Here is a 26,880-nt window from a genome sequence, read left to right as displayed (position 1 = left end):
CTCGATAACCCTGCTGGGCGGCGTGGCGATGGGAACCGGCGTCATGATCGGTGCCGGCATATTCGCGCTGACCGGGCAGATCGCCGAGCTTGCCGGTCCGCTCTTCCCCTTATCCTTCATCGCTGGCGCGCTGGTAACCTCGCTGGCGGCCTACAGCTATATCAAGATGTCGAACAAATGGCCGTCTTCGGGCGGCATCGCGATGATCTTGCAAAAAGCATACGGACCCGGCGTGATCGCCGCCTCTGCCTCGCTCCTGATGGCGCTCTCGATGGTCATCAATGAAAGCCTCGTAGCCCGCACCTTCGCGACTTACGCGCTGCGCCCGTTCGGCCTCGAAAGCAGCGGGTGGCTCGTTTCTCTCGCAGCGCTTGCCCTCATCATCTTCGCCTATCTCGTCAATGCAGCGGGCAACAAGTCGGTAAGCGGCTTCTCGCTCATCATGTCCGCCATCAAGATCGGCGGCATAGCGCTGTTCGCAGTCGCGGCGATCTGGGCCAGCGGTTTTTCATCAGGCGCGTTTTCGCAGCCCGTTTCGATGACGAATGCAGAAGCCATGCTCGCCTCTGTTGCTTTCTCGATCCTCGCCTTCAAGGGCTTCACCACGATTACCAATAGCGGCGGCGAAATCGTCGACCCGCACAAGAATGTCGGTCGGACCATCATGATCTCGATCGCGGTCTGCATCGTGATCTATCTGCTCGTCGCATTGGCCGTGGGTTCGAGCCTGAGCATATCCGAGATCGTCGAGGCGCGCGATTACTCGCTCGCGGCAGCGGCGCGTCCGGCGCTGGGTGAGCTGGGCTTCTATTTCACCGTCGCGATCGCGATCGCCGCCACGACTTCGGGCGTGATCGCGAGCGTATTTGCTGTGTCGCGCATGCTTGCGATGCTGACCGACATGAAGATGATCCCGCACAGCCATTTCGGTATGAGCGGCGGAATTCGCAGCCACATGCTGGTCTATACGGTGGTCATTGCCGGGACGCTTGCCGTCCTGTTCGATCTGTCGCGGATCGCCTCGCTAGGCGCCTTCTTCTACCTCGTCATGGATATGCTGGTGCATTGGGGCGTCCTGCGTCACCTGCGCAAGGAAGTCGGCGCGCGCGCAACAATACTTCTTACAGCACTCGCGGCAGATGGCGTGGTCCTTGCAGCTTTTACCGCGGCCAAATTGCGCAGCGATCCTGCCGTTGTCGCCTATGCGGCGATCGGCATCGTCGCAGTCTTCGTGGGAGAATGGATTTACCTTTCGCACAATTCCGAAGCGCCCGCTTCTCACAAAGATGATCGGTCAGAAGAGAAGAGTTGATGGCAACTTTTCGCTGGGCCTTGAGGCTCTTGCAGCGGGGTTTTTCGAAACCGTTCACCGAAAACCGGCGTTGAGCACGAGACACGTCAGGCAAAACAGATGGAGCGATTCATGACGACCCGAACAGCGGCGGTCTACCGCATGGTAATGGAGGACCATGTCTGTCCCTATGGCATCAAGACGGTCGATCTTCTCAAGCGGCAAGGTTTCGAGGTCGACGATCATCACCTGACCAGCAGGGAGGAAACCGACGCATTCAAGGACAAGCACAACGTCGAGACCACCCCGCAGACCTTTATCGAAGACAAGCGCATTGGCGGCTATGACGATGTCCGCGAGTTCTTCGGCAAGAGCCGTTCGCAGCCGGAGGAAGGCGAGACCAGCTATCAGCCGGTCATTGCGATTTTCGCGGTCGCGCTTCTGCTCGCGCTCGGACTGAGCTGGGCTTTTTTTGATAACCTCTTCACTGTCCGGGCCGCCGAATGGTTCGTCAGCCTGTCGATGACCCTGCTCGCCGTTCAGAAGCTTCAGGACGTGCGCAGTTTCTCGACGATGTTCCTCAATTACGACCTGCTGGCGCGGCGCTGGGTGCCCTATGGCTTCGTCTACCCTTTCGGCGAAGCCGCTGCCGGCATTCTCATGACCGCGGGCGCGCTGACGTGGCTTTCTGCTCCGTTGGCATTGTTCATCGGCACCGTCGGCGCTGTCAGCGTCTTCAAGGCTGTCTACATCGACAAGCGTGAGCTCAAATGCGCTTGCGTCGGCGGCAGCAGCAATGTGCCGCTCGGCTTCGTCTCGCTGACCGAAAATCTATTCATGATGGGGATGGGCCTGTGGATGGGCGTGAAGCTTCTCGCATGATCACCGCGCTCCTTCTCGCCGTCTTTCTGTTCCTTGCAGCCGTCGCTTCCCACCTTGCCATTCTGGGTGTCGGCCACCGGATTCTCGATCGCCGCCGCGATACGCTGGCAAAGCTTGCCGTGTCGCTGCTCGTGCTCGCGTCGCATTTCATCGTGGCGATCCTTTTTGCCGCGGGTTTCTGGCTGGGCGCGCAATGGGGCTTGGGAGGGTTCGACAAGGCGCCTTCAATGGACTGGATGGACTACTTCTATTTCTCGCTCATCAACGTGACCACACTGGGCCTGGGCGACATTTATCCGACCGAGCACCTGAGAGTTCTCGCCGGCGTCGAGGCCCTCACCGGCTTCGCTCTCATCAGCTGCTCGGCGCAGCTATTCTGGACCATGATGCAAAAAGGAGAAAAAGCATGACCGAAAAGACGACCCACTCGGACAAGGGAGGGGGCGGCAACTACTGGCGGTTCATGGCCATGGTGTCGACTTCGACCGTCATCATGTTCTTCCTGATGTATGCCAACACCTTCACCATTGACGATGTTTTCTGGAGCGAAACGCGCTTCTGGATGATGTTCGTCATGGGCGCGATGATGATGATCGTCATGCTCCTCTTCATGTGGGGCATGTACAAGGACCGGACCAAGAACTTCATCATCCTGGGCGTCGGGGCCTTTGTGTTCGCGCTCGCACTATGGCTGGTGCGCAGCCAGACCACCGTCGACGATACCGAATATATGGCAGCGATGATTCCGCACCACTCGATCGCTATCATGACCAGCGAACGCGCGAGCCTGAAAGATCCTCGCGTGCGCGAACTCGCTCAAGCGATCATAGTCGCCCAGCGCCGCGAAATCGCCGAGATGAAATATCTCATCGACGATATCGAGCAGAACGGTCCGCGGACCGAAGAACGCCTGCCCGAGGAGATGCAGCAATGAACAAGATAGCTCTCACGGCGCTCATCGCGCTTCCGCTCGCCGCCTGCAATTCGAATACTGCTCCGGGAAATGACCGCGAAGCCCAGCTCGACCCGCCTGCCACTGCCGCGCCGATCGAGGACGCGGCCAGTGCACTGGCAAATGTTGACCCGGGCCTCATGCTTCCCGGGACCATGAATGACGCGGACCTTGCTGCTCTGGGCGCAGGACAGGCCTGCCAGTTCCGCTTGACCGAAGTGGCCTTTCCCTCGTTTGTCTATGACGGTGACGGGGGCGGAGCGATCAAGATCAATGGCAAATTGATCCCCGTGACCGCCGATGGCCCCGGCAGCTATGCGAACGGCGAGCTTCGGATCAAAACCCGTATGCTGGATGATGAAGGCGATGCGGGCCTGCAAATGCAGGAGATGATCGTGGCAGCACCAAGAGCCAAGGATGAGTTCGGTTTTTGGGGCTATACCACCTGTCCGGCTGACGGAGCCTGATACTGGCAGGGCGCGTGGGCGGGCCGTCGGCTACCCCGTGCGCCCGTGCCTCCGCCCTTCGTCGCCATCACCAGTCTTAACAGGAACAAGCAGATGACTGATACGAGGCCCATCGCTGTCTTCGGGGCAGGCGGGAAGACCGGCAGCGAGCTATTGAGGCGTGCCCTTGCCTCGGACATACCGATCCGCGCCTTCGAACACACAGTGCCTGGATCAGACGAGCGGGTGGGCGACTTCGAATACATCGAATGCGATGTGCTGTCGGACGATTTCGCGGGCGATCTCGATGGCTGCCGCGCGGTTATCTCGACGCTCGGTGTCGCTTTCGGTCCGGGCAATGCGATCGATCCACCGCCGCTCTATACCGATGGCACGCGCAACCTGCTCGGGGCGATGGCACAAGCGAAGATCGACCGTATTGCCGTGATCTCCGCCGCCTTCGTCGAACATCAGTCGAGCGTTCCGGCGTGGTTTGAACTCACCGCCAAGCCAGCATTGTTCAATATACTCGAGCAGATGCGCGCCATGGAGGCGATGCTCAGCGACGCACAAGGCACCAAATGGACGGTCGCACGACCGGGCTGGCTGCTGGATGAGCCTTACACCGGCGATGCCGTCATTACGGATGAACGCTTGGCAGAAGGCTGTTTCCGCTGCCGTCATGCTGATCTCGCGGCGAGCCTGCTCGATTTCGTGTGCGAAGATACCTGGATCAACGCAAAACCTGCCATCGGCAGGCCCGAAGCCGAACATTTCGAAAGTCCCGCCGCCATCAAGGCCGAACTCGGGATCGATTGAGCGCCGTATCATTTTGCGATTTGTGACGGGCCCGCACGTTGCAAGTTGTGAGCAACAGACAAGGAAATCGTATGTTTCTGGAGAAAATCAAAACCCCTGGCCTCTCGCACCTTTCCTACATCATCGGCTCGGGCGGACAGGCAGCGGTCATCGATCCGCGCCGGGACTGCGAGATCTATGTCGAAAAGGCCCGGGCCGAAGGACTGGAGATAACGCACATCTTCGAAACCCATCGCAATGAGGATCTGATCAGCGGCTCGCCGATCTTGGCCGATTTGACAGGAGCCACGGTCTATCACGGGCCCAACGCGGCAGGCGAGATCGTTTTTGCCAATACCGCACGCGAGGGCGATTGTTTCGAGCTGGGTCAATTGCGGATCGAGGTGCTGGAAACACCTGGACACACTGACGATCATCTCGCTTTCGTCATCCATGACGGCGAATATTCCGAGCGACCGGTCGGCGTCTTTACTGGCGATGCCCTGTTTGTCGGCGATGTCGGGCGCACCGATTTCTATCCCGAGCGCAAGGAAGAAGTCGCGGGCCTTCTGTTCGACTCACTGCAGAAACTTTGCGGCCTCGGCGATCAGGCGATTATCTACCCGGCGCATGGTGCGGGCTCGGTCTGCGGGTCGGGAATGGCGGATCGGGAATTCTCGACAATCGGCCACGAGCGACGCAACAACCCTCGCCTGCGCATCTCCGACCGCGACGAGTTCATCAAGGCGAAGGTAGCAGAACACCACCACCAACCTCCCTATTTCCGGCTGATGGAACGGCTTAACCTCGAAGGGGCCGATGCCGCGCCGCGGGTCATACGACCAAGGCGCTTAGGGCTGGGAGAGCTTGACGAGATCGAAGCCGATCACTTGGTCGATGTGCGCGAGCCGCTCGCCTACGCTGCCGGCCATCTGCCGGGTGCCATGTGCCTTCCGGTGGGAATGATACCGGCCTTTGCCGGATGGTTCCTCAGTGAAGGCGACAGGATCGCCCTCGTCGCTTCCGAGGAAGACCAGCTAGCCCAGGCCATGGCCCATCTGGTGCGTATCGGTCTCGATAATGTTGTCGGCGGCTATGTCGGCGTGGTTCCAGCTGCCGCACAGGGCAAAGCGATGCGCAGCATTCCCATGATCGGCACAAAAGAAATCGCGCGCAGGCTCGATCAAGACAGCGGCGAGTGGACCTTGCTCGACGTGCGCGACGCGGACGAACGGCAAGTAGCAAGGATCGACGGGTCAGCACATATCTATGTTGGCGAGCTCAACACGCGGTGGGAAGATCTCGACCGCGACCGCCACTACACGCTGATGTGCGCGAGCGGCATGCGGGCGAGCGTTGCTGCGGGCTGGCTGGCAAGCCAGGGCTTCAAGCGCCTCGACATCTATCTCGGCTCCATGGGGGCATGGAAGAACGCGCATAGCTGAGGTTTGGCCTCTCAGACTGCAAGGCGCAGGCTCCGCAGCCGCAGCGCATTGCCTATCACCGATACGGAAGAGAGGCTCATGGCTGCGGCCGCAATCATCGGGCTGAGCAGCACTCCGAAGAAGGGATACAGCACGCCTGCCGCGACCGGGATGCCGAGTGTGTTGTAAGCGAAGGCGAAAAACAGGTTCTGCCGGATGTTGCGCATCGTCCCACGCGACAGCACGATGGCCTGCACCACTCCTGTCAGGTCGCCGCGAACCAGCGTCACGCCGGCGCTTTCGATTGCGACATCGGTGCCGGTGCCCATGGCAATGCCGACATCGGCGGCGGCCAGTGCAGGCGCATCGTTGATCCCGTCCCCCGCCATGCCGACGCGGCGACCTTGCGCTTTCAGCTCTTCGATCTTGCGGTGCTTGTCTTCGGGCGAGACATTCGCATGCACTTCATCGATTTTCATTTCGCGCGCGACCGCTTCGGCAGTGCTGCGGCTGTCGCCCGTCAGCATAACGACCCGGATGTCGCGCTTGTGCAGCGCCGCAATAGCCGCTGCGCTGGTAGGCTTGATCGGATCGGCCACCGCGATAAGGCCTGCCGGCCGGCCATCGAACGCAACGAACATCACCGTCTGACCCTGCTTGCGACCATTTTCGGCCGAGCCCAGCCAGGCCTCGTCATTGATCCCGACGCGCCGCATCATCTTCTCATTTCCGATCGCAACACGGCGGTCCTGGACGTTGGCTTCAACGCCTTCCCCAGTCGTCGAAGCGATATCCGTGGCATTGGCAGGAGAAACGCCGCGCGTCCGCGCGCCCTCGACAATGGCATGGGCCAGCGGATGTTCGCTCCCCATTTCGACACCTGCCACCGCAGCCAGGAAATCGCTTTCCTTGATGTTATCTGCCGGCGTCACCGCCACCAAATCGGGTTTGCCCATCGTCAGCGTGCCGGTCTTGTCGACCACCAGCGTATCGATTTTCTCGAGTGTCTCCAGCGCCTCGGCATTGCGGATCAGAATCCCGTGCTGGGCACCCTTGCCTGTGCCCGTCATGATCGACATCGGCGTAGCGAGACCGAGCGCACAGGGACAGGCGATGATCAGGACTGCAATGGCATTGACCAGCGCATAGGCAAGCGCTGGTGCGGGCCCCCAGATTCCCCATACCACGAAGGTGGCGATGGCTATCACCACCACCGCAGGCACGAACCAGCCCGCCACCTGATCTGCCAGTCGCTGGATCGGTGCGCGGCTGCGCTGCGCCTCGGCCACCATCTGGACGATCTTGGACAGCATCGTGTCTTTGCCCACACCGGTCGCGCGCATGACGAACCCGCCAGTCTGGTTGACCGTGCCGCCAATGACTGTGTCGCCAGCCTGTTTGGCGACCGGCAGCGGTTCGCCGCTGATCATGGATTCATCGATCGCGCTCGATCCCTCCTCGATTTCGCCATCGACCGGAACCTTGTCGCCCGGTCGAACGCGCAGACGATCGCCTGTGGCCAGCTGGTCGAGCGGCACCTCGCGTTCATCGCCGGAGCCGAAGATCTTGACCGCGCTGGGCGGCGCCAATTCGAGCAATGCGCGCAAAGCGCTCGAGGTCGAACCCCTGGCCTTGAGCTCGAGGACCTGTCCCAGCAGAACGAGCGTCGTGATGACGGCTGCCGCCTCGAAATAGACCCCGACCCGTCCGGAATGGTCGCGGAACGCTGCAGGGAACAGATCGGGCGCGACCGTCGCCACCACGCTGAACAGATAGGCGATGGCAACCCCAAACCCGATCAGCGTGAACATGTTGAGATTGCGCGTCTTGAGCGACTGTATGGCCCGAACGAAGAACGGCCAGGCGCCCCATAGAACCACCGGTGTGGCAAGGGCGAACTGCGCCCATTGCGCCCAGGCAGGTTCGATCAGCCTGTCGAAACTGAGCCCCGGTGCCATGTCGCTCATCGCATATACGAACAGCGGCAGCGTGAGCAGCGCGCTCCACCAGAACCGGCGCCGCATATCAACCAGTTCGGGATCGGGGCCATCGTCCAGCGAAACCGTTTCCGGTTCGAGCGCCATGCCGCAAATCGGGCATGAACCCGGCCCGGGCTGGCGGATTTCAGGGTGCATCGGACAGGTGTAGATCGTGCCTTCAGGCACATCCTCGGCCGCGTCGAGATGCGCGCCCGAGAGATAGAGCTCGGGATCGGTGACGAACTTGTCGTGACATCGCGGCGAACAAAAATAGTGCTCGGCCCCCGCATGCTTCGCGATATGCTCTGCTCCGTCGATCGCTACGCTCATGCCGCAGACGGGATCGATGGCGGTGCCTTCGAGTAAGCTTGCGTCCGTGCTCATCGCTCTTCCTTTCTCACTCTAAAGCAGACCTCTTACAGCCTTGTGCCGAATACTTTGGCGGTGCCGGCACGATACCAGGTTTCGGTCGTCCGCATTTGGTTGGGCGGCACCAGGTTTGCCTGGCACCACCCAACCGACTCACTGCTTCGTGATCGACGTGATCACATTGCCTTCAGAACCGGTACGAAATTCAAAGGCAATTCCCTCACCGACGCTTACTTCGCTGCGCAGTTGCTCATCGGCTTCAAAAGCCATGGTCATCGCAGGCCATTCGATCGCTGGGACCGGACCGTGGTCGACGGTTATCGTGCCCGCTTCGGCATCGATTGCAGTGACCGTGCCTTCTGCACTGACGGTTTGCATTTCGCTGCTAGGTTCCATCATTGGCATATCCTCGCCGTCCATCATCATTTCATTTTCTGCCATCGGCATGTCGTTCATGTCGGCAGTGTCCTGGCCAGAATCGCAGGCCGCCAGCGCCAGCGGAAAGGCCAGTAGGCTCATGAGGGTTGTGGTACGCATTCTTTTTCTCCTTGGGGTTGGGTTGGCCGTTCGGGCCGGGGGCGCCGCATCAACAAATATGCGGCGGGGATAACGAACATCGAAAGCAGCGGCGCGGTGATCATGCCGCCCACCATCGGCGCGGCGATGCGGCTCATGACCTCCGAACCTGCGCCGGTTCCAATGAGGATAGGGAAGAGACCGGCAAGAATGACGGCCACGGTCATCGCCTTGGGACGCACGCGCAGAAGAGCACCCTCCCTGATGGCTTCGCCCACGCCGTCCGCATCGAGGGCACCGCTGCGCCGGGCCAGCGCAGACTTGAGGTAGATCAGCATGATGACGCCGAACTCGGCAGACACACCGGCAAGCGCAATAAAACCCACCGATGTCGCAACAGACTGGTTGTAGCCCATCAGATAGAGCAGCCAGAAGCCGCCGGTGAGGGCAAAGGGCAGCGTGCCCATAACAAGTAGCGCTTCGTCGAAGCGGCGGAAGATCAGGTACAGCAAAACGAAAATGATGCCGAGCGTCGCGGGAACGACGACCTGCAACCGCTCATTGGCGCGGGTGAGATATTCAAACTGGCCCGCGTAGGAAATGCTTACACCGGCAGGCAGATCGACGCCCTCTGAAACTGCCGCCTGAAGATCGCTTACGACCGAGGTCAAATCGCGCCCGCGCGTATCGACATAGACCACGCTGATGAGACGGCCTTGCTCATTCTTGAGCATCGGGGGGCCATCGCTGACGCTCACCTGCGCTACGGTGCCGAGCGTAATTTGCTGGCCAGAGGGGGTTAGCAAAGGCAGCGCGTGCAGTTCTGCGAGGCTGTCGCGGATCTCGCGCGGATAGCGCACATTGATGGGATATCGCGCCAATCCTTCGACCGTTCTGCCGATATTCGCGCCGCCGATCGCGCCTGACACAATTTGCTGAACATCGGCGATATTCAGCCCGAAACGCGCCGCAGCGACCCGGTCGATGTCCACATCGACATAGCGGCCTCCCGAAAGACGCTCTGCCAAAGCGGAACTGACGCCAGGAACCTGTTTTGCGACATTCTCGACCTGCAAAGCTACGCGCTCGATTTCGGCAAGGTCCTCGCCGGACACTTTCACGCCGATCGGGCTTTTGATACCGGTCGCGAGCATATCGATGCGGTTGCGGATCGGGGGCACCCAGACATTGGCGAGTCCCGGCACCTGCACAGCACGATCGAGCTCGTCGACGAGCTTCTCTGGCGTCATGCCCGGCCGCCAGTCTTCGCGCGGCTTGAACCGGATGGTCGTCTCGAACATCGTGAGCGGCGCCGGGTCTGTTGCGGTATCCGCGCGTCCTGCCTTGCCGAACACGGTATCGACTTCCGGCACGGATTTGATCAGCCGATCCGTCCGCTGAAGCAATGCCGACGCTTCACCAGGAGACAGGCCAGGCAACGCGCTTGGCATGTAAAGCAAGTCGCCTTCATCGAGCGGCGGCAGGAATTCGCCACCAAGGCGCGTGAACGGGACCAGCGCCGTGAGGAACACCAGTCCGGCCACCAGCATTGTCGTCTTGGGTCGGCTGAGCACCCAATCAAGACCCGGCCGGTAGGCTTTGGTCAGCAAGCGATTGAGGACGTTGGTGTCCTCCTTGGGTATCTTCCCGCGGATCAGCCAGCCCATCAGAACGGGAACCAGCGTCACCGACAGAATGGCGGCCGCCGCCATGGCATAGGTCTTGGTAAAGGCCAGTGGGGAGAAGAGCCGCCCTTCCTGCGCCTGCAGAGTAAACACCGGCAGGAACGATAGGGTTATGATCAGGAGGCTGAAAAACAGCGCTGGCCCCACCTCTTTCGATGCGTCCGCAATCAGTTTCCAGCGCTCATCGTTGGACATCTTCTCGTCGGGATGGTCCTCTTCCCAATGCTCGATATGCTTGTGCGCGTTCTCGATCATGACGATGGCAGCGTCGACCATCGCGCCGATTGCGATGGCGATGCCGCCCAAGGACATGATGTTCGCATCGACCCCCTGGAACCGCATCACGATAAAGGCCGCCAGCACCCCCAATGGAAGCGTGACGATCGCCACCAATGCTGATCGCACATGCCACAAGAACAGCGCGCAAACGATCGCGACGATGATAAATTCGGCGATGAGTTTTCCGGTCAGGTTTTCGATCGAGGCGTCGATCAGCTTCGAACGATCATAGGTCGTGACAATCTCGACCCCTTCAGGAAGACTGGCCTGGAGCACGTCGAGCTTCTCTTCGACAGCCGCGATGGTTGCCCGCGCATCCTCGCCTTGTCTAAGCACAACAATACCGCCTGCGACTTCGCCTTCGCCATTGAGTTCGGCGATTCCTCGCCGCATTTCGGGGCCAAGCTGGATCGTGGCGATATCGGATAGAGTAACCGGTATACCGCTCCCGACTGATTTGAGAGGGATCTGCCGGAAGTCGTCGAGAGACGTGAGATAGCCTGAAGCGCGGACCATAAACTCGGCCTCGCCCATTTCGACCACCGATCCGCCAGCCTCTTGATTGGAAGCTTGTATGGCGCGCACGACATCGCTGTAAGTGACGCCAAGCGAAGCCATGCGATAAGGCTCCAGGACGACCTGGTATTGCTTGACCATGCCGCCGACGCTGGCGACCTCTGCGATGCCCGGAATGGTCTGCAGCTCATAGCGCAAGAACCAGTCCTGAAGGCTCCGAAGGCCAGCAAGGTCGCTGTTCCCCGTTCGGTCAACCAGCGCATATTCGTAAATCCAGCCCACGCCCGTCGCGTCCGGCCCGAGCGAGCTGGTCACTCCGTCGGGCAATTCGTTTTGCACCTGGTTGAGATATTCGAGCACGCGCGAGCGCGCCCAGTAGAGGTCCGTCCCATCCTCGAAGATCACGTAGACGAAGCTGTCGCCGAACATCGAATAGCCGCGCACTGTTTCCGCGCCCGGCACCGAGAGCATCGTCGTTGCGAGCGGATAGGTGACCTGGTCCTCGACGATGCGCGGAGCTTGCCCCGGGTAATTCGACCGCACCACGACCTGCACATCAGACAGATCTGGGATCGCATCGACAGGCGTTGCGCGCACCGCCCAGAAGCCGGCGAGCGTGACCGCGAAGGCCGCCAGAACGATGAAAAACCGATTGGCGATCGAGGCATCGATTATGCGCGCGATCATCGGTCGGTCTTCCGAATGGATTCGATGCGCGGACCGGTGTCGTGCTGCGAGAAGGTAAACTCGACCTTGTCGCCCGGTTCAATACCGTCAACTAGAGCGGCGTCGGCGAGGGCGAAGGGCATGACCATGCTTGGCCATTCGAGGGCGGGAACCGGCGCGTGGTTGAGAGTGATCGAAGCACCAGCGATTTTCGTCACTCTTCCCGTAGCGGTGTATGCCCTCATCTTTGGCGAGCCGTCCGACGCCATGCTCATGGTCCCATCGATCGACCTGACGTCGATCCCGCCAAGACTTGCTTCGGAGTCGATCAGGAACTGACCTGAAGTGACGACCTGCTCGCCCTCCGCAAGGCCTGCGAGTATCTCTGTCCTGCCATTCGCTTCGCGCCCGATTTCGACCTCGGCAGGCAGGAACGCGCCTTCATCCTGCTTGAGCATCACGAGATTTCGGCGTCCGGTTCGAATGACCGCCTCCGACGGTACCAGCAAGGCTCGCCGTGTGTCGGGTGAAAGCGACACCTGCGCGAACATCCCCGGTTTCAACCTGCCGCGCGGATTGGGTAGCTCAGCCCGGACGGTGATGGTTCGGCTCGCGGCATCGGCGCTTGGAAGGATGGCAACAATCCGTCCCGCAAATCGCTGATCCGGATACGCTGCCAGGGTCGCACTGATGGGCTGGCCCTGCCGGATATTTGCGGCCTGGGCTTCAGGAACCGAAGCTTCAAGCCATATCGGCGAAAAGCCCGTAATCTCGGCCAAAGTCTGACCTTCCATTACAGTCATGCCGGAGCGCACCCCAAGCATTGTTACGGCACCGCCCACCGGAGCCGTGACGGTGATCGTGTTTTGGGCTCTGCGTGTGCGTTCGACCGATGCGATCATTGCGTCGTTCATTCCAAGCAATCGCATGCGCTGCCGCATCGCATCTGCCAGCGCCCGATCGCCAGTATTGAGCACAGCAATGTACTCGCGCTGCGCGCCGCCCCAATCAGGGACCAAAATATCGACGATCGGAGTGCCGCGACTGACGACATCGTCCTGCGTAAGGCCATAGGTGCGTTGGACGTAGCCCCCCGCGCGCGGCTGGACGATAGCTATATCCCTGCTGTTGTATGCGAGGACACCCGTAACGGTGATCTCCGGTTCGAGAACGCCGAACTCGGCTGCTGCGGTGCGAATTCCGAAATTCTGGACAAGGCCCGGATCGATCCGGACGCCCGCTTCCGCAGCTTCTCCCGCGCACTTGGGAACCAGCATCATGTCCATGAAGGGCGACTTACCGGGCTCGTCAAAGCGTTGTCCGGGCACCATCGGATCGTACCAATAGAGCACGTCCTCACAGTCAGTATCCGTCGCCGACCCAGCCCCGCTGCTCTCGCCGCCGAGCATGTGAAGACCGTAGCCAGCAGCCAGGCTGACAAGGGCAATACCTAGCCCAGCCGCAAACAAGCGTTGGCGCTGCGTAAATCGTTCGAGCACGGAGTTCATGGCCTGCCCTCCCCGTATGTGAGTTGTAGTTTGACCGCCGCCTGCACCGCCGCCTGTTCGCGTTCGAGAATTTCCAGCTCGAGCAGGGCAAGTGCGGATTTCGCCGCAATCACATCGACGAGATCGGCACGCCCGGCCGCAAAGCTGGCTGTCTCGAGCTCAACGCGGTCACGCGCGAGCGGAAGAAGTTCATCACGCGCGCGGCGCCATTGGCGCGTAGTGCTGCGCCAAGTGGCGAGATCGGCTTCGAAATCCGCAACCAGCGCGCGCCTGCGATCCTCGCGGTCGGCCAAAGCGGCAGCGGCATCGGCTTCGGCGGCGGCGATGCGCGGATTCTGCCGCCGGTCGGTGAAGATCGGAAGAGTAATCGACCCCATGACCGACACCGCATCGCCAAACGCCTGGTCGCGACGACCATAGGTGACGCTCACCCCAAAATCCGGCCGCTTTTCAGCGCGAGCGAGCGCCACACCGGCTTCGGCCCGATCTTGTTCCGCATCGGCCAGAATGAGTTCGGGATTCTCTTCCAGTTCGAAGCGAAGCTGGTTTTCATCCAGAGCCGCCGTGGGAGCCTCACCCAAGGCAACCGGGTCAGGGAACGGTATGTATCGGGAAAGCTGCGCTTGCGCCGTCTCGCGCTCGGCCTCGATCGACGTCGCTGCATCCTCGATCCCAAGCAGTTCGCGCCGGATCGCCAGACTCTCTGCCGGGCGGGCCGACCCGGAGGCGACGGCGCTGTTCGCTGCGGGTACGAATGCCCTCAATTCGTCCAGCGCGGCGTGGGCAAGCTCAATCCGCGCCTGCGCATAATAGAGCCTCACCCAAGCCGTTCCCGCATCGGCGAGGAGATCACGGTCGGTCACACCCAGGCGCGCTTCGGCTAGCCTCACTTCCGAACTGGCAACGCCAAATTTCGCCCGTCGGCGGGCGAGGTTGGGTATCTCCTGCTCGATACCGATGGCGACTTGCGTAGGAAGTTGCCGGTCAAGCTCGAACGCCGCGGGACCGCTGACCGGAAGATTCATAACCCCTGCGCGTACACGCGGGTCAGGAAGCTCGTCTGCCGCTTCCGCAGCCTCGCGCCGTGATTGCACACGCAGCGCGCCAGCTTCTAGAGCGGGTTGCTCGACTCTTACCGATGCAAGGGCTTCTTCGTATCCGACAGACTGCGCTTGCGCAGCTTGTGCGCTGAGCAGGGCCGAAAACGGCAACAAGCCAATTCGCCAATCCATAATTCTCACTCTTTCAAAGCGAACTGGCCGGGAACGACTGCGGCGTACGCGTCAATCGACACGGCGCAAGTCAAGTAATCCGTCAAGCTCGCAAACGGCGCAGAGCACCGCCCGGGAAATGCTAGATGGTGAGTTCAGTTTGTGGAGGGGGAGATTCCGGCGGTCGAGGCTGGCCGTCGAGCCTGCTGGCGCTAGCGGCCAGATACGTAGGCGCAACAGGAAACGGTCCTGCATGCGCCAGTCCCGGACCCGCAAGCGCCAGCGGCGGCAGGCAATTCATGGCTACGAGACAATCGAGGCTCATCTCGCAGCATGAGCCATGCTGTTCGGCCGGGTCCGTTTCGGAAACCATCTGTTCGGGCATCGCGTGTTCAGACATGCCGTGCTCGGCCATGCCTTGCGCCATTTCAGCACAATCAGCCGACCCAGCCATTTCGCTCTGCGGAACGGCCGCCTGCGCAGCAACCTGCACAAACAGTCCAAAGCTGAAGCAAATCAGGGTCAAGGCGCGAACAAATTTCACGGAGCTGCGATAGTCTGAATAAGGAGCCGAGGCAATCCAGCGGCCAAAATGCAAAATTCGAGCATCATCTTCGGAATTCGTCGCCTTTGATATGTTGGGTGCCCGCTTCCTCATGCTTATCCCTGTGCGCATCGCGAAGGATATCGATCCCGCCATACAGGGCGATGCCAGCAACCGCGATCCCAACCACGAGATCCGGCCAATTTGCGCCTGTAAGCATAACGATGATCCCGGCGACGATGATACCGCCGTTCGATATGAAATCGTTGAAGCTAAACGTGGTCGCTGCGCGCAGATTGACATCCTTTTGCTGAAGCTTCTGGAGCATGCGCAGGCATATGAGGTTCACCACCGCCGCGATGGCCGCCATGGCGATCATCATCAGGCCGCCCGGCTCGGAGCCTTCGATGAAACGCCTGACGGCATCGGCGATAACGCCTCCGGCGAAGACTAGGAGCATAATGCCTGAGAAACGCGCGGCCCCTCGTTTCCAGGATTGCGAACGGGTGAGAGCCAGAAGACTGAGCGCGTAGACAAATGCATCGGATGAATTGTCGAGCCCGTTGGCCAAGAGCGCGTTCGAGTCCGCAAAATAGGCAACGACAAAGAAACCAACCGCGATTGCGACGTTGAGCCACAATACGATCCACAATGTGCGTCGTTTGTCCGCCGAATCCAGATCGAAGTCATCGTTGCAGCTCATACTGGCTTCTCCGCTATGTCTTTTGTGCTGCCCTTCTCTTTATACGCCAGAAGGCGAAGCGCATTGGCGACCACGATTAGCGTTGATCCCTCGTGAACCGCGACAGCGGGGCCTATCCCGAGACCGAAAATGGTTGCCGGGATGAGCACGACGACAATTCCGAGACTGACGATCATATTCTGCCGGATGATCGACCGGGTCTGCCGGCTCAGATCGACGGCAAAAGGCAGTCGGGCGAGATCATCGGCCATCAGCGCGACGTCGGCTGTCTCCAATGCAACGTCCGAGCCGGCAGCCCCCATTGCTATTCCGACCGTTGCGTTCGCCATGGCCGGAGCGTCATTGACCCCGTCTCCGACCATCGCAACCTTGTCCTGGCCGGCAAGGTTGCGGATGGCCTTGACCTTGTCGTCGGGCATGAGATTTCCCCAGGCCTCGTCGAGGCCGACTTCCTTTCCAACCGCATCGGCCACTCTTTGATCGTCGCCCGAGATCATGATCATCCGGGTGATCCCGAGGCCGCGCAACGCTTCAAGCGTCGCCTTTGCCGCCGCGCGCGGCGTGTCGAGCAAGCCGATCGCTCCGAGATCGCGCGTTTCCGAGCGAACGCCCATCGTCGTTCGCCCGCGCTCGCGCATGGACTCTATAGCATCCGACAGTTCGGCACTGAGCGCAGGGACCCCGTCTTGCCCGAACATTTCGAGCTTTCCGATCCACACCCGCTCACCGTCGACAAGCGCGGTGATGCCCTTGCCTGTGAAGCTTTCGAGATTGGTAGCTTCGGGCAGATTCTCATCGCCAAGCCGCTGCTTGCCGTCCCTGACAATCGCCTGTGCCAGGGGATGATCGCTCAGATTTTCAGCCGCCGAGGCAATCGCAAGCAGTTCGTTTTCAGATACGCCCTGCGCGGGTTGGACATCGGTAATGCGGGGTTCGCCTTCGGTAAGAGTACCGGTCTTGTCGAACGCGATGGCCTTGAGCGCACCGAGATCTTCGAGCGGCGCGCCGCCCTTTACCAGAATGCCGCTGCGCGCTGCTCTGGCCACTCCGGACAAGACCGCGCTCGGGGTCGCGATCGCCAAAGCGCAGGGGCTCGCAGCCACAAGCACCGCCATCGCCCGGTAGAAACTGTCGCGGAAGGGTTCGTCGATGACGACCCATGCGAAAAGGAGCAGGCCGGCCAGAGCGAGCACGGCAGGCACGAAAATTCGCTCGAAGCGCTGCGTGAAGCGCTGGGTCGGAGATTGCTGAGCCTCGGCTTCGCTCACCATTTGGACGACCTTGGCTAGGGTCGTATCGCTTGATCGCCGGGTCACTTCCACTTCGAGCGCGCCCGATCCGTTGATCGTCCCCGCGAAGACGCGATTGTCATCCGCAAGATTGTCAGGGTTGGCGCGCGCAGAAGCAACATCCGAAACCGCGCTCTTGTCGACCGGCACGCTTTCGCCGGTCACCGGAGCCTGATTGATGGCACTGACGCCGTCCAGGATGAAGCCATCGGCCGGAAGGCGTTCGTTCGGACGCACGATTACCACGTCGCCTAGCGCAAGCTCCTCGACCGGGATCTCAACTACGTCAGTTCCGCGCTTTACCCGTGCGGTGTCCGGGGCAAGCTCGGCGAGCGCTTCGATAGCTTTCTTCGCGCGCCCCATCGCGTAGTGTTCAAGCGCGTGGCCGAAACTGAACAGGAACAGCAGTAGCGCGCCTTCGGCCCATTCCCCGAGAAAGGCGGCGCCCGCAGCGGCGACAAGCATGAGGCTGTCGATTTCGAACCGGCGGAGGCGCAAATTGTCCCACGCCTCTCGGAGAGTGAAGAAGCCTCCGAAGAAATATGCCGCTATATAACAAGCGAACGGCAGCCAGACCGGATGTCCGTCCCATAGCTTCTCGATCCCGAAGCCGATGGCGAGAAATGCGCCCGAAGCGAGCGAGAAAAAGAGTTCAGTATTAGCGCCGAAGATGCCGCCGTGACTGTGCCCGGAATGATCTTTATCGTCATGGCGGTGTTCTTCAGCATCTCTGGCATTTGCGGCGATTTTGTCGGCCTTGATTGAAACCCCCAGTTCTTGCAGCGCATTGGCAATCGCTGTCTCATCGGTACGCCGGCGGTCGAACTCGGCGACCAGCTTTCCGCTCGCATCGGCATTTGCTTCAAGTACGCCGGATTCGCGGGCTACCAGATCTGCGACTGTCTGCGCCCGGCGCACCGAATTAATGCCCTCGGTTTGCCACACAACATGCCCGTAGCGCCCGGAAATTTCCGCTCCTGCTACGTGCGCAAGTTCTCTGATCCGCGCGATCGTGAGACGATCGGGATCGTAAGATATTGCAAGCTGGGCAGGTGCACTGTTCGATCCTTCAACGACCTCAACCGCATGCACACCTGCCCGCGAACTGAGCAACGACTGCAGCCGAGCGATACATCTGTCGGTGTCGCTCGGAATGTCCGGGAGAAGCGACGATAGTTCGAGTTCGATATTCCGTGTCACTAGCTGTCGCTCCTCGCTGCTGCTGATGTCTCAACCTGGGTCGCGCGCGGTTTTCTCGCGAAGATCAGGCTTACAATGGCTGGCAATACGAACAGGGTGAGCGCCGTGGCGGTGATCAACCCACCAATGACAACCGTAGCCAATGGACGTTGCACTTCGGCCCCGGTTCCCGTCGCAAGCGCCATCGGAACAAAGCCGAGCGATGCAACTAGCGCTGTCATCAACACCGGCCGCAGCCGCGCGATCGCGCCCTCGATGATCGCGTCGCCCAGTTCCAAGCCTTGCTCGAGACGCTGCTTGATCGCTGTGATCATGACGAGGCCGTTCAGCGTCGCAACCCCGGAGAGAGCAATGAACCCCACCGCTGCCGAGATGGAAAAAGGCATGCCGCGCAGAGCCAGGAAAAAGACCCCGCCAGCCAGTGCCATGGGGATTGCGCTGAACACCGCCAGCGCAGGGACCCAACCGCCGACCGCCATATAAAGCAACAGTAGGATAACCGCGAAGGCAAGCGGGACCACGATGAGCAGACGCTGCTGAGCTTGTTGCAGGTTCTGATATTGGCCACCCCATTCGATGAATGATGCGGACGGCAAATCAACATTCGCGGCAACCTCGGACTGTGCCTGCTCGACGAATGACCCAAGATCACGTTCACGGACGTTGGCGGACACAATCACCAGCCGGCGACCCTGCTCGCGCCGGACTTCGGTCAACCCATCTATCACCTGAAATTCTGCCACAGCACGAAGCGGGACGCTTCCGCCATTGGGCAGGACAATGGGTAATGTTCCAAGCTGGTCAAAGTCGTTGCGGTTCGCATCGGACAGCCTGACCACGACATCGAACCGCCGGTCACCTTCGAACACGAGACCCGCTGTGCGACCGCCAAGGGCAATGGCAACCGACTGTGTCACGTCTTCGACCGTCAGGCCGTAACGCGCGATTGTGGGTCTATCGAAGGCAATATCGAGCGTTGGAAAGCCCGACACTTGCTGAACTTTCACGTCGGCCGCACCATCAACGCCGCGGAGAACTGTGGCAACTTCATTGGCTGCTGCCGTCATGGCCGTGAGATCATCGCCGTAGACTTTGACCGCAACATCGCCGCGAACGCCTGCGATGAGCTCGTTGAAGCGCAGCTCGATGGGCTGGCTGAATTCATAGAGATTGCCAACGAGATTGCCGAGCGCCTCTTCCATCTCGCTTACAAGTTGATCCTTAGACAGCGAGGGGTCAGGCCATTCTTCGCGCGGTTTGAGGATAACATAGGCATCCGAGATGTTCGGCGGCATAGGGTCGGTCGCGACCTCTGCCGTGCCGGTGCGCGAAAATACCAGCTCAACCTGCGGGAATTGCTTCAATCGCGCTTCAACCTGGCGCTGCATTGTAAGCGACTGCTCCAGTGGGGTGGAAGGAATACGCAATGACTGGACAGCCAGATCACGCTCGTCGAGCTGCGGTGTAAATTCGCTGCCGATGAAGCTGAAGACAAGCGCCGCGAGCGCGAACACGCCGACTCCGGTACCGATGACAGGCCATGGACGGGCAAGCGCTCTGCGCAGCAGCGGACCATAGCGCTCCTTTGTCATTCGGATGGGCTTTGCTTCCTGCTCGTTGATTTTCTTGTTCAGCAAGAGAGCGATCATCGCTGGGACGAAAGTAAGCGAGAGGATGAATGCCGAGGCAAGTGCCAGCATCACCGTGATGGCCATGGGCGAAAATGTCTTGCCCTCAACCCCGGTGAAGGTGAGGAGTGGCGCAAAAACCAGAAAGATGATCGCCTGGCCATACACCGTTGGCTTGATCATCTCATGCGCCGCTGCCCGCGTCTCGGCAAGGCGTTCGCGCAGTGTGAGCAAACGTCCCTTGTGCTCCTGCCTTGCGGCGAGGCGCGCGATGCTGTTTTCGACGATGATGACAGCGCCATCGACAATCAGGCCGAAATCAAGCGCACCAAGACTCATCAGATTGCCAGATACGCCAAGCCGGTTCATGCCAATAGCTGCCATCAGCATCGACAATGGGATGACCAGAGCTGCAATGATCGCGGCGCGGATGTTTCCAAGCAGCAAGAACAAAATGACGATGACGAGCAGCGCGCCCTCGACCAGGTTGTTGCGTACCGTCACGATGGTCGCATCGACGAGTGTCGAACGGTTGTAGACGATCTCCGCTTCAACTCCTGCCGGAAGCGACGATCGTATCTCGTCGAGCCTGTCGGCAGCACCCGCAGCTACGGTGCGGCTGTTTTCGCCTGCGCGCATCAGCACAGTACCGACGACGGCTTCCTCGCCATTCAGCGAGGCTGCACCAGTGCGGAGATCGCCGCCAATTTCGACCGTTGCCACGTCGCCGACGCGGATCGGCACACCTTCGCGCGTTGCCACCACTGCCTGCGCAATGTCTTCTACGGAATTCAGCCGGGAATCGACCCGTGCAAGAAGAGCTTCGCCAGCCCTTTCGACAAAGTTGGCGCCTTCGGCCTGGTTCGCTGCTTCGAGCGCGGTAATCAGCTGGTCGAGCGAAACGCCGTAGCCGTTGAGGCGGTCGGGGTCTGGCTGCACCAGGTACTGCTTCTCAAAGCCACCGATCGAGTCCACGCCCGCCACGCCGTCGGCCGTACGCATCAGCGGCGCGACAACCCAATCCTGTACCGTGCGCAGATAGGCGGCTCTTGCCACCGGCGTGTCCAATCGCTCGCCCCGGTCCGTGAGAAAGCTGCCGTCCTTCTGCCAGCCAACAGCACCACCCTTGGGCGCATCGGTTCCACCCGGATGCTCGAATTCGATGGTATACATCAACACCTCGCCGAGACCGGTTGCAATCGGACCCATTGACGGCTCCGCACCTGCAGGAAGCGAAGAGGCCAGGTTGGCGATCCTCTCTTCGACCTGCGACCGGGCAAAGTAGATGTCGGTGCCTTCTTCGAAGATCGCGGTGACCTGGCTGAAGCCGTTACGCGAGATCGAGCGGGTCATCTCAAGTCCCTCGATACCGGCTAGTCCGGTTTCGACAGGGAAGGTTACCTGCGTTTCGATCTGCGAGGGCGAGAGGGCCGGTGCCTCGGTGTTTATCTGCACCTGAACATTGGTGATGTCCGGCACCGCATCAATCGGCAGTTTTGCAAGATTGAACGCGCCCCAAATGGCAACACCTAGGGCAAGGGCTACGACCGCCCAGCGATTGCGCACCGACCAGTCAAGCACGCCGCCAATCAGGCCGCCATTGCTGTCGGCCTCTTTTTCGAAGCCGCTTTCAGAACGATCAATGTCCATGTTCGGCTTCCTCTTTTCCGAGTTCGGCCTTGAGCAGGAAGGCGTTTGCGGTCGCAATCCGTTGGCCATCTTGCAGGCCGGACTCGATCACGATGCGCCCTCCCGAGCGCGATCCCGTCACGACAGGCGTCGCCCGGAAGCCGGTACGCGTGCGAAGGAACACGACTTCCCGGCCTTCGACCATCTGAACTGCGGATTCAGGCACCGAGATCGAGGTCGCATCGGTTTCACCTGAGGGCCGGATGCGCGCCTGCAAGAATGCGCCTGGCTGCAATCCGGGGACCGCTCCAGCGAGCGAAATAACTGCGGTTGCGCTGCGGCTTTCCGGATCGAGTGCCGGGGTCACCGAGCGCACACGTCCGCCGATCTCCCGCTCTTCTCCAATTTCCAGCGTTGCCTCGTCGCCGGGCCTAATTCTCGCAGCATCACTGGCGGGCAGAGCAACCTGCACTTGCAAGCCGCTCGCGTTCACGATCTGGAACATCTCTTCACCGGCGGAGACGTAGGAGCCAAGCACGATCGGCGCGCTGGTGATCTGCCCTGAAATCGGGCTCGTCACAGCCAGCGACCGTCCGTCCCCGCTGACACCAGCAGCTGCGGATGCTGCTTGCGCGCGTGACAGCTCCGATCTTGCCACTTGCAGATTAGCCTGTGCAGCTTCGAGATCCTGCCGAGCCGTCACATTGGCCTCGAACAGCCGCCTTTCCCGGTCATAGAGTGCGGAAAGTTCGTTGACGCGGGCACGCGCAGCAGCGACCTGCGCAGCCAGTCCGGCAGCGTCAGCGCTTTCGATCCGGGCAATTGGCTCACCTCGCCTGACATAGTCGCCAAGCGTCTTGTTCACGCTCCTCACCACACCGGAAGCACGCGCATCGATCCGCGCGCTGGCATTCGGCGCTGCGGCGACGGTCGCTGGGAATACAAGCTCCGTCGCAGCGCCGAATTGGACAGCTTCGATTTCTATCGACGAAGCCACGATCTGCTTCTCGTCTATCAGCAGAACGTCTTCGGAACCTGCGGTTTCTGCTCCGCCTTCCTCTTCGCTATGCCCGTCTTCAGAGTGGTCGACTGACCCTGACGGCCAGAAGGCCCAAGCAGATACGGCCACCAGAACAAGGATGCCGATTATCGCGATAAAATAGTTACGTTTCATGGGAAGGGATCTCACTGTGCGGAGAGCCAGATGAGCCGCGCGGCGAGCAGGCCGCGGGTCTCTTCTGCCTGGATCAGATTTTCACGAATGGCGTCGCGCGCTTCGGCAGCTGCCAGGACTTCGATCAGCGGAAATCTGCCATTGCGGTAGCCGATCTCGACGAGCCTGAGCGCTTCCTCGGCCTGCGGCAGGGATGCGCTGGAAAGGGTTTCCACCCGCGTTTCGGCGGCCAGATAAAGCGTTCGGGTTCGCTCGAAATCGAGCCGGTAGTCCGCCTCGGCTATTGCCTCGCTTGCGCTTGCCGCGCGATATTGCGCTTCAGCGGCTGCGATGTTGCCCTGGTTGCGATTGCGGAAAGGCAGCGGAATGGAAATCCCGACGATGAAGGCTTGATCGTTGCTTTCTTCAAAGCGCCGCACGCCTGCGGACAGCGTGGGATCGGGCACTCCTAGCGAGCGCTCGCGCGCGATCTCCGCCTGCGCGAAGGCAGTTCTCGCCCCTGCAATCCGCAACGGCAGGGGATCATCCGAACTCGGCAGGTCAAGCGGCGGCGATAGTTCGGGAAACGCGGCAGAAACAGATGGGCTGGACTGACCGGTCGCCCAGAGTGCCGCGAGCGCCTGACGTGCTGCTAAATCGTCTGCTTGTGCAGCCTGCAGTTCGGCTTCCGCCTCGGCAAGCGTAGCTTGTGCACGCATAGCTCGAAGCGGCGGCTCCCGCCCAACCTCTACAAGCACATTGGCGATCCGCGTCAGTTCACGGTTTCGCTCGACGATTTGCCGCGCGAGAACGAGGCGTTGGCCTGCGGCTACAGCCTCCACATAACGCTCGCGCACCCCCAAAGCGAGTTGCGACAAGGCAAACTTGCTCTGCAAGCCGGCGAAATCGGATGATGCGCGTGCGCTCGCGATGCGTGCGCTTCGCTTGCCGCCGAGTTCGAGCGGCTGACCGATCGCCAGGGTATATTCGGTCGATCGCAGCCCGGAGAAAGCGCCGGAGCCCGCGATGTTCTCGGCCTCGAGCGATAACTCGGGATTGGGTCGGAGGCGTGCTTGGTCGATAGCCGCACGCGCGGCTTCGGCCTCCGCCTGAGGGCCGTAAACCCGTGGATTGCTGGAAGGGTCATCTTCCCCTTCAACGCCGACGCCCGCTCGAGCGAGCGCTTGCTCGAGTGTAACTGTTTCCTGTGCCAATACTGGCGAACCCGTGGACACGGCAATCAAGGCCGCGGCCAGTGCAAAGCACCGCATTATTGTATCTCCTGACTGAAACCAATCGAGCGCACGCGCAGGCGCACTCGCACATGATTTGCTGTCAGGCTTTGGGAGGTTGGATCAGAACTGGCGGCGCGCGCGAGGTGAGCATCGAAGTCGCAAGCGGACCCTTCAGGCTATTCGTGCGCGCAAAGGGCGACCCCAGGAACACTCCACTATCGGCGAGGCTGAAGCTGCAATTGTGATGATGCGTTGCCGAATGGTCCTGACCATCATGGTCCGGCTCGGGATCATTGCTATCGAAGTGGTCCGCCCCATGCGCATAAACGTGATCGGCCGCATGAACGAAGCTTTCGCCTTCTGAAGCATGCGCGTCAGGTAACGATAGGACACTACCGAAAAGAATGGCGATGATCGCAAGGAAGGGGAACACAAGACGCGGCATGTTACTCAACCCTTTAGGAGCCTTGCAAAGCTTGCGCAACCACGGCTGTCTGAGCGCTTGTCTTTTCATGATCACGATTTGGCACCGACGAATTCATACGCACAACCGGCCAGAAACTCGCGGAAATGAACTTCGCGCAAAACTTTGCGTGCTGGTAGCCAAGGGCGGAACTCTTCATATTCCCGCGCCACACCAAATGGTTTGGTCAGCACTATGCCGATTTCAATCAGCCATCGCGGCCAGCGCTCGGGGTGCTTCAGGCCAAGCAGGGCCATCCGGGCACCCGTCGGGAGAGCAGCTGAGGCGCGCTCGATGATCGCGGCGTAGTCAGGTGGCATTTCCAGTCCAAAGGTGCTGATGACTGCGCTGGTCTCGCTCGGAAAGCGGAAGGCGGCTACGTCTGACTGCACAAATTCGACATTGCTAGCTCGCAGGCGCTTCGCTCGTCGACGGGCTTGGTCGAGCATGCCTTGCGAAAGGTCGACCAGCGTCACCTTGCCGCTTGGTCCTACTCTCTCAAGCAGAAACGCGAGGTTTGCGCCGGTGCCAGCACATAGATCGATCACATGGTCACCGGCGTTGAGTTCAAGCCGGTTAACCAGATCGCGTCGCCAGCGACCAAGACCGGCCCACCGAAACCCCGACACCAATCGGTCATAGATTCCCGCGTTCTTGTCGTAGAGACGTTCAACCTGTTCGTTGGATAGAATTGCCATGGCGCGTGCTAGCGAACCTCGTCCGAAGAGATGGTGAAAACCTCCGCGAGGTCGTCCGGGTATGGCATTGGCGCGAATGCGCTCACGTTTGCGCGTCCGGTATTGCCCCAGGGGAGCCGTCCGGTGAGATTACCAAGGGGAGCGAGCGCAAGACGTATGACCTGCCCCAGAACTTCGCGGCCATCGCGGGTTTCAACTGCATAGCCCAGCATCGTCATATGTGAACGAAGGTGCGGCCCGAAGAAGCCCTGGCCCAGAATATGTTCCCGCTCGAGCGCGGTCCAAGCCAAAGCCCGGTCACCAGACTGCCTGGCGGCACGGAAAACGCGCCGCTCAGCTTCGATAAGCTCAATAATGTCCTTCTTTGCCACAGGATTTTACCGTTCTGCTTGCATCTTCGAATCGTCTTATGCACCTTGTAGTGGCTACAAGGTCAAGCATTGCGAGAAACCCATGAAGATTGGTGCCTTGGCGCGGAAGACCGGCACGACCGCCGAAACGATCCGCTACTACGAACGGACCGGATTGCTGGAGGAACCACCACGCACCGCCGGAAACTACCGGGACTATGGCCCGACCGAATTGGCCAGATTGCGGTTTATCCGCCGCGCACGCGACCTTGGCTTCACCATGGCGGAGGTGCGCCAATTGCTTTCTTTGTCGGATGATCCATCGCAATCGTGCGAAGCCGTGGACTCTATTGCCAGCCTCCACCTACGCGAAGTGGATCGGAAGCTTGGTGACTTGCGAAAACTGCGAACCGAACTGCGCCATATGGTCGACGACTGCCAGCACGGAGCGGTTGGCGAATGCCGGATAATCGAAGTGCTTTCCGGCTAGCGGGACAGCGCGCGTTTATTCGAGCGGTGACGGGACGCAAACCATGATCATCTCGAAATTCGGGGCGTGTTCTGACATATCTCGTCGGTGCGTTCGACAACAGAACCGATCCAGTCATCGATCTCGGCTTCGACCCAAACCGTGCAACGGGGACCGAGCGAACGCGACTTTGGAAAACGGCCTTCGCGCATCCGCTGATAGATTGCCGTTCGGCGCAGGCCCACGCGCGCCATGACCTCGGGAAGACGAATGAGCCGGTCTGGCGTTGGCTCGACAGGAACGGCTTCCGCGTCCGTTTCGAGACCGGTCGTCATTTCAGAGAGCGAAGCTTTGTTCATCCTGCCGCTCCAGTTGCGCGAGGTGATCCGACAGGAGACCGGCGGTGCGGTGCGCGGTCCCCTTTGCCCAGCGCGGTCTCACATCGAGCAGCCTCTCGCCCAGCGCCTGATCCAAAGCAGACGGCAACTCGCTTATGAAGGTTTCAAGAAATTCCAGCACGCCGCTATTCTGCCAATCCTTGCTACGCTGCGAGTACCCCGCGAGTGCCAGCATCAGGGAGGTGCGCGGCGCGTGTCCGCTCGCGTCAAGGATGGCCAGCGCCTCTGGCAGTGTGGCTGACCTTGTCCCGGCGAGGATGCGTCGGAGCGCGTCCTTGTTGATATTCGTCTGTGCGGCAATCGTCCGCCGGGACTTGCCACTTTCGTCCACGGCATGGTCGAGGAAAGCGGCGACTCCTCGCGATAGTTCTTCCCATTTGTCGTTTGTGTTTCGCGCCATTGTTCCTGCTTCCGGTGATCTTCAGCGAATCACCAACAGGCTAGGCGACGCGTCAAACTGTAGGAAAGGAAAAAGAACAAATAAGGAACACGTAGGAAACTGGCTCATCGTCACACGATTTGATTCGCGCAGATTCCGGTCCCTCGATCTCAGAATTCGGTATGGGTGGCGCAATGATCGGTATTCTTGGCCGCAATGT

The 26,880-nt window shown here is 60.4% G+C and carries 24 protein-coding genes; 8 read left to right on the top strand and 16 right to left on the bottom strand.

The window, feature by feature from the left end:
- Positions 1-28 precede the first annotated feature (28 nt).
- The 7 genes from K3152_RS02150 to K3152_RS02120 all read left to right on the top strand — a co-directional run bounded on the left by K3152_RS02150 (position 29) and on the right by K3152_RS02120 (position 5,814).
- The gene (locus K3152_RS02150) at positions 29-1,312 is read left to right on the top strand and encodes an APC family permease (protein WP_247713186.1); all 1,284 of its coding nucleotides are present in this window, start codon (positions 29-31) and stop codon (positions 1,310-1,312) included.
- Positions 1,313-1,423: 111 nt separating this feature from the next.
- Positions 1,424-2,173 (top strand): glutaredoxin family protein, encoded by a 750-nt coding sequence (locus tag K3152_RS02145; RefSeq protein WP_221572396.1) that lies wholly within the window; start codon positions 1,424-1,426, stop codon positions 2,171-2,173.
- Positions 2,170-2,583 (top strand): potassium channel family protein, encoded by a 414-nt coding sequence (locus K3152_RS02140; RefSeq protein WP_221572395.1) that lies wholly within the window; start codon positions 2,170-2,172, stop codon positions 2,581-2,583. The genes K3152_RS02145 and K3152_RS02140 overlap by 4 nt, the downstream gene beginning before the upstream one ends.
- Positions 2,580-3,107 (top strand): DUF305 domain-containing protein, encoded by a 528-nt coding sequence (locus K3152_RS02135; RefSeq protein ID WP_221572394.1) that lies wholly within the window; start codon positions 2,580-2,582, stop codon positions 3,105-3,107. Before K3152_RS02140 ends, K3152_RS02135 begins: the two co-directional genes overlap by 4 nt.
- On the top strand, positions 3,104-3,592 hold the full coding sequence (locus K3152_RS02130) for a DUF6692 family protein (RefSeq protein ID WP_221572393.1): 489 nt from the start codon (positions 3,104-3,106) through the stop codon (positions 3,590-3,592). The genes K3152_RS02135 and K3152_RS02130 overlap by 4 nt, the downstream gene beginning before the upstream one ends.
- 93 nt (positions 3,593-3,685) lie before the next feature.
- Positions 3,686-4,390: an NAD(P)-dependent oxidoreductase gene (locus K3152_RS02125; RefSeq protein ID WP_221572392.1), complete on the top strand. Its 705-nt coding sequence runs from the start codon at positions 3,686-3,688 to the stop codon at positions 4,388-4,390.
- A 71-nt stretch (positions 4,391-4,461) separates the two neighbouring features.
- Positions 4,462-5,814 (top strand): MBL fold metallo-hydrolase, encoded by a 1,353-nt coding sequence (locus tag K3152_RS02120; protein WP_221573065.1) that lies wholly within the window; start codon positions 4,462-4,464, stop codon positions 5,812-5,814.
- Between the two features lie 11 nt (positions 5,815-5,825).
- Here the strand turns inward: K3152_RS02120 and K3152_RS02115 are convergent, their stop codons facing one another.
- The 14 genes from K3152_RS02115 to K3152_RS02050 form a co-directional block, all read right to left on the bottom strand.
- On the bottom strand, positions 5,826-8,156 hold the full coding sequence (locus K3152_RS02115; RefSeq protein ID WP_221572391.1) for a heavy metal translocating P-type ATPase: 2,331 nt from the start codon (positions 8,154-8,156) through the stop codon (positions 5,826-5,828).
- Between the two features lie 138 nt (positions 8,157-8,294).
- The gene (locus K3152_RS02110) at positions 8,295-8,678 is read right to left on the bottom strand and encodes a copper-binding protein (protein ID WP_247713112.1); all 384 of its coding nucleotides are present in this window, start codon (positions 8,676-8,678) and stop codon (positions 8,295-8,297) included.
- Complete coding sequence (locus tag K3152_RS02105; protein ID WP_221572390.1) at positions 8,657-11,824, bottom strand: efflux RND transporter permease subunit; 3,168 nt, start codon at positions 11,822-11,824, stop codon at positions 8,657-8,659. Before K3152_RS02105 ends, K3152_RS02110 begins: the two co-directional genes overlap by 22 nt.
- Positions 11,821-13,311: an efflux RND transporter periplasmic adaptor subunit gene (locus K3152_RS02100; RefSeq protein ID WP_221572389.1), complete on the bottom strand. Its 1,491-nt coding sequence runs from the start codon at positions 13,309-13,311 to the stop codon at positions 11,821-11,823. The genes K3152_RS02105 and K3152_RS02100 overlap by 4 nt, the downstream gene beginning before the upstream one ends.
- Positions 13,308-14,543, bottom strand: a complete 1,236-nt coding sequence (locus tag K3152_RS02095; protein ID WP_221572388.1) for a TolC family protein — start codon at positions 14,541-14,543, stop codon at positions 13,308-13,310. Before K3152_RS02095 ends, K3152_RS02100 begins: the two co-directional genes overlap by 4 nt.
- Positions 14,544-14,664: 121 nt before the next feature.
- Positions 14,665-15,180: a hypothetical protein gene (locus K3152_RS02090; RefSeq protein WP_247713111.1), complete on the bottom strand. Its 516-nt coding sequence runs from the start codon at positions 15,178-15,180 to the stop codon at positions 14,665-14,667.
- Positions 15,131-15,769, bottom strand: coding sequence for a cation diffusion facilitator family transporter (locus tag K3152_RS02085; RefSeq protein WP_221572387.1), 639 nt, complete (start codon positions 15,767-15,769; stop codon positions 15,131-15,133). Before K3152_RS02085 ends, K3152_RS02090 begins: the two co-directional genes overlap by 50 nt.
- Positions 15,766-18,258, bottom strand: coding sequence for a heavy metal translocating P-type ATPase (locus K3152_RS02080; protein WP_221572386.1), 2,493 nt, complete (start codon positions 18,256-18,258; stop codon positions 15,766-15,768). Before K3152_RS02080 ends, K3152_RS02085 begins: the two co-directional genes overlap by 4 nt.
- Complete coding sequence (locus tag K3152_RS02075; RefSeq protein ID WP_221573062.1) at positions 18,258-21,479, bottom strand: efflux RND transporter permease subunit; 3,222 nt, start codon at positions 21,477-21,479, stop codon at positions 18,258-18,260. Before K3152_RS02075 ends, K3152_RS02080 begins: the two co-directional genes overlap by 1 nt.
- A gap of 46 nt (positions 21,480-21,525) precedes the next feature.
- The gene (locus K3152_RS02070) at positions 21,526-22,689 is read right to left on the bottom strand and encodes an efflux RND transporter periplasmic adaptor subunit (protein ID WP_221572385.1); all 1,164 of its coding nucleotides are present in this window, start codon (positions 22,687-22,689) and stop codon (positions 21,526-21,528) included.
- 11 nt (positions 22,690-22,700) lie between these two features.
- Entirely contained in the window at positions 22,701-23,939 is a 1,239-nt protein-coding gene (locus K3152_RS02065) for a TolC family protein (protein WP_221572384.1), read from the bottom strand.
- 64 nt (positions 23,940-24,003) lie between these two features.
- Positions 24,004-24,348 carry a hypothetical protein gene (locus tag K3152_RS02060; protein ID WP_221572383.1) on the bottom strand — a complete coding sequence of 115 codons (345 nt, stop codon included), beginning with the start codon at positions 24,346-24,348 and terminating at the stop codon, positions 24,004-24,006.
- Positions 24,349-24,419: 71 nt separating this feature from the next.
- Positions 24,420-25,064, bottom strand: a complete 645-nt coding sequence (locus K3152_RS02055; RefSeq protein ID WP_221572382.1) for a class I SAM-dependent methyltransferase — start codon at positions 25,062-25,064, stop codon at positions 24,420-24,422.
- An 8-nt stretch (positions 25,065-25,072) separates the two neighbouring features.
- On the bottom strand, positions 25,073-25,435 hold the full coding sequence (locus K3152_RS02050) for a DUF3703 domain-containing protein (protein ID WP_010412645.1): 363 nt from the start codon (positions 25,433-25,435) through the stop codon (positions 25,073-25,075).
- An 82-nt stretch (positions 25,436-25,517) separates the two neighbouring features.
- Between K3152_RS02050 and K3152_RS02045 the strand changes: the two genes are divergently transcribed.
- Positions 25,518-25,904: a MerR family transcriptional regulator gene (locus K3152_RS02045; protein WP_010412642.1), complete on the top strand. Its 387-nt coding sequence runs from the start codon at positions 25,518-25,520 to the stop codon at positions 25,902-25,904.
- A gap of 47 nt (positions 25,905-25,951) precedes the next feature.
- On the opposite strand, the gene K3152_RS02040 is transcribed toward K3152_RS02045, so the two are convergent.
- Positions 25,952-26,218 carry an AlpA family transcriptional regulator gene (locus tag K3152_RS02040; RefSeq protein ID WP_010412637.1) on the bottom strand — a complete coding sequence of 89 codons (267 nt, stop codon included), beginning with the start codon at positions 26,216-26,218 and terminating at the stop codon, positions 25,952-25,954.
- A 1-nt stretch (position 26,219) separates the two neighbouring features.
- Positions 26,220-26,681 carry a hypothetical protein gene (locus K3152_RS02035; protein WP_221572381.1) on the bottom strand — a complete coding sequence of 154 codons (462 nt, stop codon included), beginning with the start codon at positions 26,679-26,681 and terminating at the stop codon, positions 26,220-26,222.
- Positions 26,682-26,880: the final 199 nt, after the last annotated feature.

The sequence above is a fragment of the Qipengyuania polymorpha genome, from assembly GCF_019711435.1.
GTDB classification, from domain to species: domain Bacteria; phylum Pseudomonadota; class Alphaproteobacteria; order Sphingomonadales; family Sphingomonadaceae; genus Qipengyuania; species Qipengyuania polymorpha.
The sequence above is the reverse complement of the archived record's forward strand: the minus strand, read 5'-3'. Positions and strand labels throughout refer to the sequence as shown.

What these genes read in the sequence shown, in the direction of transcription:
- K3152_RS02140 (WP_221572395.1), top strand. Translation starts at nt 2,170, where the DNA reads ATGATCACCGCGCTCCTTCTCGCCGTCTTTCTGTTCCTTGCAGCCGTC.
- K3152_RS02090 (WP_247713111.1), bottom strand. Translation starts at nt 15,180, where the DNA reads ATGAGGAAGCGGGCACCCAACATATCAAAGGCGACGAATTCCGAAGAT.
- K3152_RS02040 (WP_010412637.1), bottom strand. Translation starts at nt 26,218, where the DNA reads ATGACGACCGGTCTCGAAACGGACGCGGAAGCCGTTCCTGTCGAGCCA.
- K3152_RS02115 (WP_221572391.1), bottom strand. Translation starts at nt 8,156, where the DNA reads ATGAGCACGGACGCAAGCTTACTCGAAGGCACCGCCATCGATCCCGTC.
- K3152_RS02105 (WP_221572390.1), bottom strand. Translation starts at nt 11,824, where the DNA reads ATGATCGCGCGCATAATCGATGCCTCGATCGCCAATCGGTTTTTCATC.
- K3152_RS02065 (WP_221572384.1), bottom strand. Translation starts at nt 23,939, where the DNA reads ATGCGGTGCTTTGCACTGGCCGCGGCCTTGATTGCCGTGTCCACGGGT.
- K3152_RS02150 (WP_247713186.1), top strand. Translation starts at nt 29, where the DNA reads ATGGGAACCGGCGTCATGATCGGTGCCGGCATATTCGCGCTGACCGGG.
- K3152_RS02145 (WP_221572396.1), top strand. Translation starts at nt 1,424, where the DNA reads ATGACGACCCGAACAGCGGCGGTCTACCGCATGGTAATGGAGGACCAT.
- K3152_RS02060 (WP_221572383.1), bottom strand. Translation starts at nt 24,348, where the DNA reads ATGCCGCGTCTTGTGTTCCCCTTCCTTGCGATCATCGCCATTCTTTTC.
- K3152_RS02100 (WP_221572389.1), bottom strand. Translation starts at nt 13,311, where the DNA reads ATGAACTCCGTGCTCGAACGATTTACGCAGCGCCAACGCTTGTTTGCG.
- K3152_RS02125 (WP_221572392.1), top strand. Translation starts at nt 3,686, where the DNA reads ATGACTGATACGAGGCCCATCGCTGTCTTCGGGGCAGGCGGGAAGACC.
- K3152_RS02035 (WP_221572381.1), bottom strand. Translation starts at nt 26,681, where the DNA reads ATGGCGCGAAACACAAACGACAAATGGGAAGAACTATCGCGAGGAGTC.
- K3152_RS02070 (WP_221572385.1), bottom strand. Translation starts at nt 22,689, where the DNA reads ATGAAACGTAACTATTTTATCGCGATAATCGGCATCCTTGTTCTGGTG.
- K3152_RS02095 (WP_221572388.1), bottom strand. Translation starts at nt 14,543, where the DNA reads ATGGATTGGCGAATTGGCTTGTTGCCGTTTTCGGCCCTGCTCAGCGCA.
- K3152_RS02120 (WP_221573065.1), top strand. Translation starts at nt 4,462, where the DNA reads ATGTTTCTGGAGAAAATCAAAACCCCTGGCCTCTCGCACCTTTCCTAC.
- K3152_RS02085 (WP_221572387.1), bottom strand. Translation starts at nt 15,769, where the DNA reads ATGAGCTGCAACGATGACTTCGATCTGGATTCGGCGGACAAACGACGC.
- K3152_RS02110 (WP_247713112.1), bottom strand. Translation starts at nt 8,678, where the DNA reads ATGCGTACCACAACCCTCATGAGCCTACTGGCCTTTCCGCTGGCGCTG.
- K3152_RS02135 (WP_221572394.1), top strand. Translation starts at nt 2,580, where the DNA reads ATGACCGAAAAGACGACCCACTCGGACAAGGGAGGGGGCGGCAACTAC.
- K3152_RS02055 (WP_221572382.1), bottom strand. Translation starts at nt 25,064, where the DNA reads ATGGCAATTCTATCCAACGAACAGGTTGAACGTCTCTACGACAAGAAC.
- K3152_RS02130 (WP_221572393.1), top strand. Translation starts at nt 3,104, where the DNA reads ATGAACAAGATAGCTCTCACGGCGCTCATCGCGCTTCCGCTCGCCGCC.
- K3152_RS02045 (WP_010412642.1), top strand. Translation starts at nt 25,518, where the DNA reads ATGAAGATTGGTGCCTTGGCGCGGAAGACCGGCACGACCGCCGAAACG.